Origin of the sequence: Luteococcus sanguinis (assembly GCF_039527675.1) — a bacterium.
GTDB classification, from domain to species: Bacteria; Actinomycetota; Actinomycetes; order Propionibacteriales; family Propionibacteriaceae; genus Luteococcus; species Luteococcus sanguinis.
In genome coordinates this window covers 175,106-188,835 of the sequence record NZ_BAAAKI010000010.1, presented here as the reverse complement: position 1 = coordinate 188,835, position 13,730 = coordinate 175,106, and the positions used below count along the sequence as shown (strand labels likewise).

General features: G+C 69.4%; 11 protein-coding genes and 1 pseudogene. 7 read left to right on the top strand and 5 right to left on the bottom strand.

Annotated elements, in window-relative coordinates; genetic code table 11:
- Positions 1–415, top strand: a pseudogene (locus ABD089_RS08135) (proton-translocating transhydrogenase family protein); the annotation flags it as partial.
- A gap of 3 nt (positions 416–418) precedes the next feature.
- Positions 419–1,828, top strand: a complete 1,410-nt coding sequence (pntB, locus tag ABD089_RS08130) for a Re/Si-specific NAD(P)(+) transhydrogenase subunit beta (protein ID WP_343885799.1) — start codon at positions 419–421, stop codon at positions 1,826–1,828.
- Positions 1,829–1,897: 69 nt separating this feature from the next.
- Here pntB and ABD089_RS08125 read toward each other — a convergent pair whose 3' ends face one another.
- Both ABD089_RS08125 and ABD089_RS08120 read right to left on the bottom strand, forming a co-directional pair.
- Positions 1,898–2,275, bottom strand: coding sequence for a type II toxin-antitoxin system VapC family toxin (locus tag ABD089_RS08125; RefSeq protein ID WP_343885798.1), 378 nt, complete (start codon positions 2,273–2,275; stop codon positions 1,898–1,900).
- Between the two features lie 8 nt (positions 2,276–2,283).
- Positions 2,284–2,505, bottom strand: coding sequence for a type II toxin-antitoxin system Phd/YefM family antitoxin (locus tag ABD089_RS08120; protein ID WP_343885797.1), 222 nt, complete (start codon positions 2,503–2,505; stop codon positions 2,284–2,286).
- An 84-nt stretch (positions 2,506–2,589) separates the two neighbouring features.
- Between ABD089_RS08120 and ABD089_RS08115 the strand changes: the two genes are divergently transcribed.
- From ABD089_RS08115 to ABD089_RS08105, 3 genes are all read left to right on the top strand, one after another.
- Positions 2,590–4,944: a RecQ family ATP-dependent DNA helicase gene (locus ABD089_RS08115; RefSeq protein ID WP_343885796.1), complete on the top strand. Its 2,355-nt coding sequence runs from the start codon at positions 2,590–2,592 to the stop codon at positions 4,942–4,944.
- A gap of 13 nt (positions 4,945–4,957) precedes the next feature.
- Complete coding sequence (pepN, locus tag ABD089_RS08110) at positions 4,958–7,426, top strand: aminopeptidase N (protein WP_343885794.1); 2,469 nt, start codon at positions 4,958–4,960, stop codon at positions 7,424–7,426.
- Positions 7,427–7,550: 124 nt separating this feature from the next.
- The gene (locus ABD089_RS08105; protein WP_343885793.1) at positions 7,551–9,254 is read left to right on the top strand and encodes a VanW family protein; all 1,704 of its coding nucleotides are present in this window, start codon (positions 7,551–7,553) and stop codon (positions 9,252–9,254) included.
- A 33-nt stretch (positions 9,255–9,287) separates the two neighbouring features.
- On the opposite strand, the gene ABD089_RS08100 is transcribed toward ABD089_RS08105, so the two are convergent.
- A complete protein-coding gene (locus ABD089_RS08100) occupies positions 9,288–10,205 on the bottom strand; it encodes an isoaspartyl peptidase/L-asparaginase family protein (RefSeq protein WP_343885792.1) in 918 nt (305 codons plus the stop codon).
- Between the two features lie 112 nt (positions 10,206–10,317).
- Here ABD089_RS08100 and fdxA point away from each other — a divergent pair, with 112 nt between their 5' ends.
- The gene (gene fdxA / locus ABD089_RS08095) at positions 10,318–10,638 is read left to right on the top strand and encodes a ferredoxin (RefSeq protein ID WP_343885791.1); all 321 of its coding nucleotides are present in this window, start codon (positions 10,318–10,320) and stop codon (positions 10,636–10,638) included.
- 6 nt (positions 10,639–10,644) lie between these two features.
- Positions 10,645–11,733 (top strand): succinyldiaminopimelate transaminase, encoded by a 1,089-nt coding sequence (gene dapC, locus ABD089_RS08090; protein ID WP_343885790.1) that lies wholly within the window; start codon positions 10,645–10,647, stop codon positions 11,731–11,733.
- 98 nt (positions 11,734–11,831) lie between these two features.
- On the opposite strand, the gene ABD089_RS08085 is transcribed toward dapC, so the two are convergent.
- Both ABD089_RS08085 and dapD read right to left on the bottom strand, forming a co-directional pair.
- Positions 11,832–12,710 (bottom strand): hypothetical protein, encoded by an 879-nt coding sequence (locus tag ABD089_RS08085; protein ID WP_343885789.1) that lies wholly within the window; start codon positions 12,708–12,710, stop codon positions 11,832–11,834.
- Between the two features lie 3 nt (positions 12,711–12,713).
- Positions 12,714–13,649: a 2,3,4,5-tetrahydropyridine-2,6-dicarboxylate N-succinyltransferase gene (dapD, locus tag ABD089_RS08080; RefSeq protein WP_343885788.1), complete on the bottom strand. Its 936-nt coding sequence runs from the start codon at positions 13,647–13,649 to the stop codon at positions 12,714–12,716.
- Between the last annotated feature and the right edge of the window lie 81 nt (positions 13,650–13,730).

The window sequence follows — 13,730 nt, the reverse complement described above, 5'->3', positions numbered from 1 at the left end:
CCCGGCTGCAGCGACCGCCGCCAAGGCGGCTTCCACCGATGTCGCCGCGGCGGCTCCGAAGGCACCGCGTCCGTGGTGGTTCCAGGTGGTCGTCGTCGGCGCCCTGGCCTGCGCGCTGATCGCGCTGCTGACCGTCTCGCCCGTCAGCTTCGTCCGGCTGTTCGGCGTGTTTGCGCTGGCGGTCGTGGTCGGCTACTACGTCGTCTGGAATGTCACCCACGCCCTCCACACACCGCTGATGAGCGTCACCAATGCGGTCAGCGGCATCATCATCGTCGGCGCCATGACGCAGCTGGCCAGCGACAACATCGCTGTGAAGGTGATCGCCTTCTTGGCGGTGCTGCTCGCGTCCATCAACATCTTCGGCGGGTTCACCGTGACCCACCGGATGCTCACCATGTTCCGGAAGGGCTGAGCCATGCTGCAGAACTTCATCGACGCGACCTACATCGTGTCGGGCCTGCTGTTCATCCTCGCCCTGGCCGGGTTGAGCAAGCACGAGACCGCCAAGCGCGGCAACGCCTTCGGCATGCTCGGGATGGCGATGGCCGTCATCGCGACGAACTTCGCGATCGCCTACACCGACATCACCGAGCACCACATCCAACCCGCCTCGGCCGTGATGCTCTACGCGGCGCTGGCGATCGGTGCCGCGATCGGCATCTGGCGCGCACGCACCGTCGAGATGACCGGGATGCCCGAGCTGATCGCCCTGCTGCACAGCTTCGTCGGCATGGCCGCCGTGCTGGTGGGCTTCAACTCCTTCCTGGATGACCGGCACGCCAACACCTTCCACCTCACCGAGGTGTGGATCGGCGTCTTCATCGGTGCCGTCACCTTCACCGGCTCGATCGTCGCCTGGGGCAAGCTGAACGGACGATTCGCGTCCAAGCCGTTGACCCTGCCGTTGCGCAACTGGCTCAACCTGGGAGCGCTGGCGCTGGTCGTCGTCCTGGGCCTGTGGTTCACCTCCAGCCACAGCCTGGTGCCGTTGGTCTTCCTGGCGATCGTCTCGATGCTGCTGGGCATCCATCTGGTCGCTGCGATCGGTGGCGCCGACATGCCCGTGGTGATCTCGATGCTGAACTCCTACTCGGGCTGGGCGGCGGCCTTCAGCGGCTTCATGCTGAACATGACGGTGCTCATCGTCACCGGTGCGCTCGTCGGTGCCTCCGGCGCGATCCTGAGTTACATCATGTGCAAGGCGATGAACCGGTCGTTCGTCTCGGTCATCCTGGGCGGCTTCGGGGACGACACCTCCGGCCCTGCCGAGACCGAGATGGGGGACTACACCGAGCTGAAGCCGGGCGAGGTCGCCCAGCTGTGCGCCGACGCGACGAGCGTCATCATCGCCCCCGGCTACGGCATGGCCGTCGCGCAGGCCCAGTACCCGGTGGCCGAGCTGACCCAGCGCCTGACCGACGCCGGGGTCAGGGTGCGCTTTGCGATCCACCCGGTCGCCGGACGCCTGCCCGGGCACATGAACGTCCTGCTGGCCGAGGCGCATGTGCCCTACGACATCGTGCTCGAGATGGACGAGATCAACGACGACTTCGCCGACACCGACGTGGTGCTGGTGATCGGCGCCAACGACACGGTGAACCCGGCCGCGATGCAACCCGGTTCCCCCATTTCCGGGATGCCCGTGCTGCACGTCTGGGAGGCCGGACGGGTGGTCGTGTTCAAGCGGTCCATGAGCGCGGGCTACGCCGGGGTGCAGAACCCGCTGTTCTTCAACGAGAACTCCTCGATGTGCTTCGGGGACGCCAAGGCGAGCGTCCAGGCGATCCTCGCGGCGCTCCCGGCGGCGCTGCCCGCCCAGCCCTGAGGCCCCTCGCCACGACTGGGCCCGAAAATCACCGACCCTGGTGGTTTCGGGCTCGGTCCGTGCTGGGGATCACCAGGTGAGGACCTGTGGCGCGGACAGGTGGGCGAAGGCTCGGTCGACGGTGACGAAGACGGCAGCCTCGTGGATCGCCTGCGCGGCAAGGAGTCGGTCGAACGGATCCCGATGCTCCCAGGCCATCGTGCCGGCGGTGAGCGCGGCCGCGGTGGCCAGTGGCAAGTCGGTTGCCCCGATCTCCACCACCCGGCGCTCCCAGGTGGCCAGCAACCCTGAGTCAGGCAACTTGCCCAGACGTGTCTTGGTTGCCACCTCCATGGCACTGACTGCTGACACCAAGAGTTCGTTGTCTGGATCGGCGAGTGCGGCGTGGGTGGTTTCGGGGACCTTGTCGGGAGATCCCACCAGCCACAGGAATACGTGAGTGTCCACGAGGTACTTCATTCCCATGCTGCCACTTCGTCGTCGGGCAGGGCGTCGTCGAAGTCGTCCGGGACGGTGAAGCACATGATGCCGAAGCGACGGGGCGAGCGCCCATCTACCGGCACCAGACGTGCGACCGGGTTGCGTCCGCGCGCGATGACCACCTCCTCCCCAGCCTCGACCCGTTGCAGGAGACGGGACAGGTGCGTCTTCGCTGCCTGGACGGTGATGGTCGTCATCTTCCAAGTCTAGGTTGGCCTGGTCGAGTTGACCAACAAGGTTCGCACGTGAGAACTGTCAGACGGGGCACCTAGGTTGAAGACATGACCAACGAGCCGCGCTTCTTCGACGAGCCGCCCCCCGACGACTGGGAGCCCATCCCGCTGGAGGACCTGCCGCCCGAAGACCTCTACGAGGGGGCGCCACCGCCGTCCGCCTCGTCGTCTCGTCCCCCGCGAGCACCCGCAGCGCAACGGGGGGTGGCCTCGCCCAGTGAGGCCACCCTCGCCGCCTCGGGTGACGCGCCGGCGGCGGAGCGCGCACTGGCCGTGCTGCGACGACTCGTGGGCAATGACGAGGCCGAGTTCCACGAGGGCCAGTTGGAGGCCGTCCTGGCGCTGGTCGAACGTCGCCAGCGTGCGCTGGTGGTCCAGCGGACGGGCTGGGGCAAGTCGGCGGTCTACTTCGTCGCCACCGCGCTGCGGCGCGCGGAGGGGGCCGGTCCGACGGTGATCGTCAGCCCGCTGCTCGCCCTGATGCGCGACCAGATCGCCGCCGCGGCGCGCGCCGGAGTGCGTGCCGTGACGATGAACTCGGCCAATGCGACCGACTGGGGCGAGGTCGCAGCCCAGCTCGCGAACGACGAGGTGGACGTGCTGCTCGTCAGCCCCGAGCGGCTCAACAACCCCACCTTCCGCGCCGAACAGCTGCCCGACCTCGCCGCGCGCTGTGGCTTGCTGGTGGTCGACGAAGCACACTGCATCTCCGACTGGGGCCACGACTTCCGTCCCGACTACCGTCGCATCAAGGACCTGCTGCTCGACCTGCCGGATGGCACCCCGGTACTGGCCACCACCGCCACCGCCAACTCGCGCGTGGTCGCGGACGTCGCCGAGCAGCTCCAACGCGCGACGCTGGAGCAGCGCGATGCGAGTGGTGCGGGAGGGCATGAGGTACTCACGATCCGCGGCAGTCTCGCTCGTGACTCGCTGCGGCTCGGAGTGCTGAAACTGCCCCATGCCGAGACCCAGCTGGCCTGGCTGAATGCCCACCTGGGCGACTTCGACGGCTCCGGGATCATCTACGCGCTCACAGTCTCAGCCGCCGAGGACGTTGCCGCCGCGCTGGTGGAATCCGGCTACGCCGTCAAGGCCTACACGGGGCGCACCGATGCTGCCGAACGCGAGGAGTTGGAGGGGCAACTGCGCCGCAACGAGCTGAAGGCGCTGGTGGCGACCTCCGCCCTGGGGATGGGCTTCGACAAGCCCGACCTCGGCTTTGTCATCCACCTCGGTGCCCCCAGCTCGCCGGTCGCCTACTACCAGCACGTCGGACGCGCCGGCCGCGGCGCCGGTCGCGTCAATGGCGTGCTCCAGGGTCAGACGCGGGCGGACGTCCTGCTGCTGCCCAGCGGCGCAGATCGCGACATCTGGCGCTGGTTTGCCACCGCCTCGATGCCCGACCAGACCCAGGCCGACGCCGTGATCGCGGCGCTGTCCGCGGCACCCAGTGCGTTGTCCACCGCCGCCCTCGAAACCCGCGTCGACGTCCGCCGCACCCGGCTGGAGTTGTTGCTCAAGGTGCTCGACGTCGACGGTGCCGTGGAGCGTGTCAAGGGCGGCTGGCGCGCCACAGGCCAGCCGTGGACCTATGACGCCGAGCGCTATGCCCGCGTCGCCGAAGCGCGGGAGCGGGAGCAACAACTGATGCTCGACTACGAGCGCGGTGAAGTCTGCCGGATGCAGTTCCTGCAGCAGGCCCTGGACGACCCGGATGCGAAGCCCTGCGGGCGGTGCGATGTCTGCGCCGGCCCTTGGTATGACGAGTCGCTCCCCGAGGCTGCCGTCGTGGCAGCCCGGAGCGCCCTCGACCGTCCGGGTGTGCTGCTGGAGCCGCGCGGCATGTGGCCGACCGGGATGGACCGTCTCGGTGTCCCTGTCAAGGGAAAGATCACCGAGGGGCCTGCCACCGGACGGGTCGTCGCCCGCCTGACCGACCTCGGGATGGGCCAACGACTGCGTGAACTGCTGGCGGCCGAGGACGGTCCGGTGCCCGAGGATGTGCTGCGTGCCTGTGTCCCCGTGCTGAAGGAGTGGGACTGGGAGCAGCGTCCGGTGGCCGTGGCCGCGATCGGGTCGCGGAGTCACCCGCAGCGCGTCGCCACGCTCGCCGAGGGTCTCGCCGGGCTGGGGCGGATGGTCAATCTCGGTACCCTCGACCTCGTCGACGGTGGCCCCACTGGGGGGCCCGGCGGGAACTCCGCGTTCCGACTGGCCGGAGTGTGGGGGCGCCTGGAGCCCGGCCCGGGCATGCGCGCCCAGCTCGCGCAGGTGGCTGGCCCGGTGCTGCTGGTGGACGACCTGGTCGACTCACGCTGGACGATGACCGTCGCGGCCGTCGCACTGCGCCGGGCTGGGGCCGAAGCGGTACTGCCCTTCGCGCTGGCGCTACAGGCTTGACTACGGTGTCGGCATGCCCTCCTTGTTGCTGATAGAGGCGCGCCAACGCGCAGAACTGCTGACCGTCGACCAGGTCGTCGTCGAGCTGGACCTGCGCCGCGACGAGGCCTTCGACTCACGAACCACCATCACCTTCGGGTGCAGCACGCCGGGGGCCAGCACCTTCTGTGACTTCCGAGGTACCGAGCTACGCTCCGCCACCTTGAATGGAGCGCCGGTGGCTGCCGAGGCGTGGGTGGACGGGCGGATCCAGCTGGACGCCCTGCAGCTGCGCAATGAGCTGGTCGTCGACGCAGTGATGGCCTGGTCCAGCGACGGCGAGGGCCTGCACCGTCACATCGACCCGGCCGACCAGCGCGCCTACTGCTATGCGATGAGCTTCCTCGACGCGGCCCCGCGCTGGTTCGCCTGCTTCGACCAGCCCGACCTCAAGGCCTCCTACCGGTTCGACATCCTCACCCCCCAGGACTGGATCGTCCGGGGCACGGGAACCTCGTCGGCGGTGGAACCAGGGCACTGGAGCATCACCAGCGAACGTCCGTTGTCGACCTACTTCGTCTCCATCGTCGCCGGGCCCTGGGCCGAGGTCTGCGACGAGCACGACGGCATCCCCCTCTCGGCGCTGGCGAGAGCCTCCATGACCGACGAGCTGAAGACTCACGCCGGCGACATCCTCACCGTGACCAGGAAGGCCTTTGACGCCTACCACCAGCTCTTCGGCGTCCGTTATCCCTTCGGGGCCTACCACCAGGTCTTCGCGCCCGACTTCAATGCCGGAGCCATGGAGAATCCTGGCTGCGTGGTGCTGCGCGAGCAGTTCCTGTTCCGCGGCGACAGCACCTGGTCCGACCGCGCCAATCGTGCCGGGACGATCGTGCACGAGATGGCCCACCAGTGGTTCGGCGACCTGGTGACAATGCGCTGGTGGGATGACCTGTGGCTCAACGAGAGCTTCGCCGAGTACATGGCCCACCGGGTCTGCACCGACCACGTCGACTACCCCTTGTGGACCGACTTCGGGCTCAAGCGCAAGGACTGGGGCCTGGTGGCAGACCAGTCACCGTCCACCCACCCGGTTGCGGTCAACGGTGCCCTCGACGCCCGCTCCGCGCTGGCCAACTTCGACGGCATCAGCTACGCCAAGGGGGCGTCCGTCCTCCGCCAACTGGTCGCCACCATCGGGGACGAGGTCTTCTTCGCCGGCCTGCGCGACCACTTCGCCCGGCACGGCTTCGGCAATGCGACCTTCGACGACCTGCTGGGGAGTTGGCAACGCGCCGGTGCGCGGGACCTGGACGCCTGGAGTGCCCAATGGCTGCTGACCAGCGGGGCCGACGTGATCGGCGCCGAACGCCGCGGGAACAGCGTCGTGCTGACCCGCACCGCGCCGCCCACCGCCCCCGCCGACCGCCGCCACGCGCTGCGGGTCGACGTTCTCGATCCGGACGGGACCCTGCGCAGCCAACGGGCGGTCGTGCTGGACGCACCGGAGCTGGAGCTGGATCTGGGTGACAGCACCGGCTCGGTCGTCGTCCCCGATGCAGGGGACGAGACCTGGGCCCGCATCCGCCCGAGCGACTGGCGGCTGGCCGCCCACCAAGTCGCCGACCCGGCCACCCAGGTCGTGTTCTGGAATGGGCTGCGCGACGCGGTCCGCAGCGCCGAACTCGACAGCACAACCGCCTTCGAGACCTGCCTTGCCGAGCTGCCCGGCTCAACCAGCGATGCCGTGTTGCGCGTGATGGGGGAGTGGGTCGGTGGCGCCTTGTGCGGTGCGTGGTGCCCGCTCGCCGATCGTGCCCAGCGACGCCAGCGGTGGGCCGATGCGCTCGCAGCGATCCTGGCCGGTGCGGCGCCCGGGTCGGATCGGCAACTCGTGGCCTGGCGGTTGCTGCTCGGAGTCAGCGACGACGTCGACCTGCTGGCCGGCTGGCTGCTGGGTCGCGACCTTCCCGCCGGGCGGGAGATGGACGCCGACCTGCGCTGGATGGCCGTCCAGCGGCTGGTCACCCTGGGCGTCGACCCGTCGCTGGTGGAGGCGGAACTGTCCCGCGACCCCTCCTCGTCCGGCCGGTTGGCCGCCATCCGGTGCCGGGCCTCGGTGCCCACCATCGAGGCCAAGCGGGACGCCTTCGCCACGGTGATGACCACCCCCGACGTCCCCGCCTACGAGGTCTACGCCGCCGCCGAGGGGATCTTCCTGCCCGAACACGACGAGCTGACCGCCGACCTCGTCCCCGAGTGGTTCGACAAGGCAGACGGCACCGCGGCCCTGCGCAGCGGTTGGGCGCTCGGGACCGCGCTGCTGCGGTCCTTCCCGCTCTCCCACGCCAACTCCCAGACGCTGGCCCTCGCCCAGCGGACGCTGGCCCGCGAGGACCTCAACCCGGTGGTGCGCCGATCCCTGCTGGACGCTACCCACGTGCTCACCCAGGCGGTCGCGAGCCCGCACGCACCGAGCCGAGTCTCGCGTGGAGACTGAGTGTCATGTGAAGAATGGGTCCGCGGTGCACTTGGAGGTTTCGGGTGCGGCTGATCGCTCAATTACAATCGGCCGGTACTGACCCGGTGTTCGGGCCGGTAGGACTCATGCCGAAGGAGGGCCCATGGCCCAGCGTCGTTCCCACACGGGCGGCTATGTCGCCGCCGGCCTGGGTGGTCTCGCCCTGCTCGCAGGCGGTGCCTATGTCGCTGGGTACGCGATGGCGGGGGACAACCTGCCGGCCCACGCCACGGTGGCCGGCGTCGCGGTCGGCGGCGTCGACCACGACCGCGCCGTGCAGAAGCTCACCGAGGGGCTCGCGTCCAGAGCCGATGCCCCGATCACGTTGACCGACGGCACCACCAAAGCCACCATCACCCCCGCCGCCGCAGGGCTGGCCGTCGACTACGAGGCCAGCATCGACCAGGCGGGCGCCGGCAAGTCGTGGGCGCCCTCCCAGATCTGGCAGGTGTTACGAGGCGGCACCGCGATGCAGCCCGTCCTCGACGTCGACCAGGCCAAGCTGGACAAGGCCATCGCCCAGGCCGCCAAGGCCTTCGCGGTCAAGGCCCAGAACGCGAAGCTGGCCATCGAGGATGCCAAGCCCGTCGTCACCAAGTCAGTCGACGCCCAGGCGCTCGACCAGGCGGCCGCGTCCAAGGCAGTTCGTGCGGCCTGGCTGACCTCGACCACCGCCAAGGCCGTCACCACCTCCACCCCGCCGAAGCTCACGACCGAGAAGGCGCAGAAGGTCGTCACCGACTCCCTCGGCCCCACGTTGTCGGCGCCGGTCGTCGTTGACACCGGCAAGGGCAAGATCACCTTGAGCACCAAGCAGCTCGCCGCTGCCACCAAGGTCGCCACCACGGAAGACGCCTTCACCGTGACCACGGACACCGGCAAGCTCTGGGGCAATGTTGAGCAGGCCGCCGCCGGGCTCGGCTTCACCGAACCGGTGAACGCCCGGGTCCGGTTGGACGGCGGCAAGCCCGTCGTCGTCCCCGCCAAGGACGGCCAGGGCCTGAAGAAGGACACCTTCCTCAAGGCCATCGCCCCGGCCCTCACCGCCACCGGTGCCCAGCGGACGATCAGCGTCCCGGTCACCAAGCAGGAGGCCGACCTGACCACCGCGGAGGCCGCGAAGCTCGGGGTCAAGCAGGTCACGGGTGAGTTCACCACCTACTTCCCCTACGCCGAGTACCGCAACACCAACCTGTCGCTGGCTGCGGCAAGCATCAACAACTCCTTCGTCGAGCCGGGGGAGACCTTCAGCCTGAACGACACCCTGGGCCCCAAGGGCCCGGGTTCTGGCTACGTCGACGGCTGGGTGATCAGCGGCGACCACCTGGTCGAGGAGAACGCCGGTGGCGTCTCCCAGAGCGGCACCACGACCTTCAATGCGATCTTCTTCGCGGGTCTCGAGGACGTCGAGCACCACCCGCACACGATGTACTTCGACCGCTACCCGGCCGGTCGCGAGGCGACCCTCTACTACGGCCACCTGGACGTGAAGTTCAAGAACGACACCCCCTACGGCGTGCTGCTGCAGGCCTATGTCAACAAGGCAGCCCCCGGTGGCCGCGGGTCGATCACCGTGCGCGTCTGGTCGACCCCGGTCTACGACCGCGTCGAGAGCTCCGAGCTCGTGAAGTCCAACTTCACCACCGGCCGGACGATCCACTCCACCGACGAGAAGTGCCACGCGCAGGCTGCCTCGCCCGGCTTCACCGTGAACTACAGCCGCCTGTTCTACAAGGGCGGCTCGCTGGTGAAGTCCGAACCCTTCCAGTGGACCTACGCGCCCACCGACGAGATCATCTGCGACTGACAGCTGCTCGCTGGCGCGGTCGGGCCGGGACGATCAGATGTCGACCCGGACGCCCTGGCCGACGTCCCAGCCCCGATACATGCCGGGGGCATCGAAGGCCAGCACCACCTCGCCTGCTGGCGTGACGGCGACCAGGCCACCATCCCCACCACGGGCGCCCACCAACTCGTCCAGCGCGCCCGCTGCGGCCCTGCCCAGGTCGTGGCCGGCCCACCTCATCCGGGAGGCGACCTCGTGCGCCACGGCACCGCGGACGAACAACTCGCCCACCCCGGTGCAGGAGACGGCGACCACCGCGTCGTCGGCCCAGGTGCCGCAACCCAGCAGGGGAGTGTCACCCACTCGTCCTGGCAGCTGGGCGGTGATGCCGCCGGTGGAGGTCGCTGCCGCGACGTGACCGGAGGCGTCCCGGGCCACCGCGCCCACCGTCCCGTGCCGGTGCTCGGCGAATGATCCGGTCGCGCGCAGTTGCTCCAGCCGCAGCGGCGTCAGGTACCAGTCTGGCTCGACGACCTCCAGACCCCAGCCCCGCAACAACTCGACCGATGGAACGGCCAGCAGCACGTGGCCGGTGCGCTCCATCACGGCCCTGGCCGCAAGCACCGGGTGCCGTGGACCATTGGCGCAGGTCACCGCCCCACCGCGTGAGTCGCCGCACATCACGGCTGCGTCCAGCTCGGCAGTACCGGCGGCGGTGAGCGCCGCACCGCGTCCGGCATTGAACGACTCCGAGTCCTCCATGACGCCCACGGCAGCGCATACCGCGTCCAGGGCCGGGCCGCCGGCATCGAGCACCGCGCTCCCGGCCCGCACGGCGTCGGTCAGGGCCGTCAGTGCTGCCTCGCGTCGCTCGTCGTCCAAGGCCTGCGGTACGACCCCGGCACCGCCATGGATCGCAATGGCAGGGGCATTCGAGGCCGGAAGGACGGTCAGCTGGGTTGGTCGTGGCATGGCCCCATCCTGCCCCCAACCATCCGGTGGATATGCCCGTTGGGGCCAGCGTTCGAGGTTGTAGAGTGGCGCTCGTCCCGGCGGCCCCGCCGCCCCTAGCCAAGGAGTGACCGTGACCTACGTCATCGCGCAGCCCTGTGTCGACATCAAGGACCGTGCCTGCGTCGAGGAGTGCCCCGTCGACTGCATCTACGAGGGCAACAGGATGCTCTACATCCACCCCGAGGAGTGCGTGGACTGCGGCGCCTGCGAGCCGGTCTGCCCCGTCGAGGCCATCTTCTACGAGGACGACGTCCCGGCCGAGCAGAAGCAGTACTACGACGTGAACGTGCAGTTCTTCGACGGCATCGGTTCGCCCGGTGGCGCTTCGAAGCTCGGCGTCATCGACAAGGACCACCCGGTCGTCGAGGCCCTTCCGCCGCAGGGGGAGTGACCCTTCGTGGGGCTTGACGACCTGCCCGACTTCCCGTGGGACTCGCTCGCCGGCGCACGCGCGACGGCGGCGGGTCACCCCGGGGGTGTCGTCGACCTGTCGGTCGGCACGCCCGTCGACCCCACCCCCCAGCTGGCGCGTGATGCGCTGGCTGGCGCGAGCGACTGCCCCGGTTACCCAACCGTGTGGGGTACCGCCCCGCTGCGTCGCGCCGTCATCGACCATCTGAGCCGGCGCTGGGACGCCATCGAGCTGCCCGAGCAGGGCATCCTCCCGGTGATCGGCACCAAGGAGGCCGTCGCCTGGCTGCCCACCCTGCTGGGCCTGGGCGCGGACGACCTGGTCGTCATCCCCACCACCGCCTACCCCACCTATGAGGTGGGCGCGCGTCTTGTGGGCGCGCAGGTGCTGGCCTGTGACGACCCTGCGGCCATCCAGGGCACGCCTGCCCTGATCTGGATCAACTCCCCGGCCAACCCGCACGGGGTCATCCTGGACGCCGACCGGATGCGAGCCTGGGTCGACTACGCCCGTTCCGTCGGGGCCGTGCTGGCGTCGGACGAGTGCTACGGCGAGTTCGGCTGGGACGCAGAGCCGGTCTCCGCGCTGCGTGCGGACGTCTGCGAGGGACGACCCGACGGAATCCTCGTGCTCCACTCGTTGAGCAAGCGCTCCAACCTGGCCGGTTACCGCGCGGGTTTCATCGCCGGTGACCCAGACCTCGTACAGCGCCAGGTCGGGCTGCGCAAGCACCTCGGCATGATGATGCCCTTCCCGGTGCAGGAGGCCATGCGCGCGTTGCTGGGCGACCAGGAGCACGTCGCGGAACAGCGCGAGCGCTACCTGCGCCGCCGTTCGGTGCTGCGCCCTGCGCTGGAAGCAGCTGGCTTCAGGATCGACCACTCCGAGGGCTCGCTCTACCTGTGGGCCACCCGCGGTGAGGACTGCCGCGCATCCATCGACTGGTTGGCGCAGCGGGGGATCGTCGCCGCCCCCGGCGACTTCTACGGCGAGGCCGGACGGCAGCACGTCCGGATCGCGCTCACCGGAACCGATGAGCGGATCAACGCCGCCGCCCAGCGCCTCCACTCCTGACATTCCGCGTGCTTGCGCACGTTGTCACAAGCTCGTGCCCGCGCATGCATCAAGCCAGCCGAGGGGTCACTTCGGGCAGGCGGAGCGAGCTTGCGGCCTCAGCTGCGCAGGGTGATCGCTGCCTCGGTGGGTTTCGGGGTCGCGGTGCCCGTCCAGTCAGCCACCGCGTCCGGCTTCATCGTCCAGCTGCGCTGACCCACGTCCACCGACGTCACCCCGCTGGTGCGGGTGGTCATCATGAACAACTGCGTGGCGGCCCACAGCTGCGTCTCGTCCGCGGAGTTCAGCGTCACCCGCGCCTGGGCCACCGAGCTCTTGACGCTGGACCCGAAGGCCTTGGTGAGCAAGTCGGTGGCGTCGCTGGTGTTCGGCAGGACCGACCCGCGATCGATGCACGACACGGCAGCCGGGGAGTGCCCGGTCAGCGCCGAACCCCACACCTTGGCCTTCTCGACGTGCTTGCGGTAGCCATCCGGCACCCCGGACCGCTGGACGGCCTGCGCCACGTCGTTGATGTCGCCGCCCTGCCAGCCCGCCACCTTGACCAGGTGCTCGTAGAACTTCCCGGATGAGTACCAGGGGTCCATGATCTGCGCCTCGGTGCCCCAGCCCTGGCTGGGGCGCTGCTGGAACAGGCCGAGCGAATCCCGGTCGCCGTAGTCGATGTTGCGCAGGTTCGACTCCTGCATCGCCGTGGCCAGAGCGATCGAAGCGGCTCGGGCTGGTAACCCGCGTCGGATCGACTCGGCGACGATGATTGCGGCATTTCCCGACTGCTCCAGGTCGAGGCTGTCGGCCTCGCTGCCGACCCGCACCACGCACTGTTCGTCGGGCAGCATCGGGGTCGAGACCTGGCCCAACAGCACGCCGCGCAACCACGCGAAGAGCACCAGCAGGGCCACCACCAGCGCGACCAGCCCCACCAGGGGGTAGAGCCGGTGCTGGCGGCGGCGCTGGGTCTCGTGGGAGGTGGCCACGGATCAGTTCTTGTGCAGGGCCGCGTTCAACTCGACGCCCTTGGCCTCGCCGCGTGGCTTGGCCACGACCGCACCCGACTGGGAGTCGCGCAGGTAGAGGATGTTGGAAGAGCCGGAGAGCTCGGCTGCCTTGACGACCGTCCCGTCGGGCAGCGCGACCTTGGTGCCGGCGGTCAGGTACAGGCCCGCCTCGACGACGCAGTTGTCGCCCAACGAGATGCCGACGCCCGACTCCGCACCCAGCAGGCAGCCCTTGCCGATCGAGATGACCTGCTTTCCGCCCCCGGACAGGGTGCCCATGATGGAGGCACCGCCACCGACGTCGGTGCCGTCGTCCACGGTCACCCCGGCGGAGATGCGACCCTCGACCATCGAGTGCCCCAGGGTCCCGGCATTGAAGTTCACGAAGCCTTCGTGCATGACCGTGGTGCCGTCGGCCAGGTGCGCGCCCAGCCGGACGCGGTCCGCGTCACCGATCCGCACGCCAGAGGGGAGCACGTAGTCGACCATGCGCGGGAACTTGTCGACGCCCAGCACGTTGACGATGCCGCGGGTGCTGCGAAGCGCCAGCCGGACGGACTCGAAGCCCTCCACGGCGCAGGGGCCGGCGGAGGTCCACACGACATTCGGCAGCACGCCGAAGATGCCGTCGAGATTGATGGTGCGGGGTTGGACGAGCCGGTGGCTGAGCAGGTGCAGTCGCAGGTAGGCGTCGCTCACGTCGGCCGGGGCAGCATCCAGGTCGATGACCGTCTTCACCAGTTCCGTGCGAACCCGGCGGTCGCCGTCCTCCATCTTCGCCGCCACCAGCCCGCGGGGGGCCTCGGTGCCGTCGTCCTCGCCGAGCGCCGGGGAGGGGAACCAGGTGTCGAGCACCTGGCCGGTGATGTGGACGGTGGCCAGGCCCCAGGCCCAGGCAGAACGGGTCGTGTCGGTCATGATGGCAACCCTATAGGCGCCGTCGGACAGTTCTGGTCCGGAGCACCTCGCCCAGCGTGCCCTCGTCCATCCGGTCGTGGC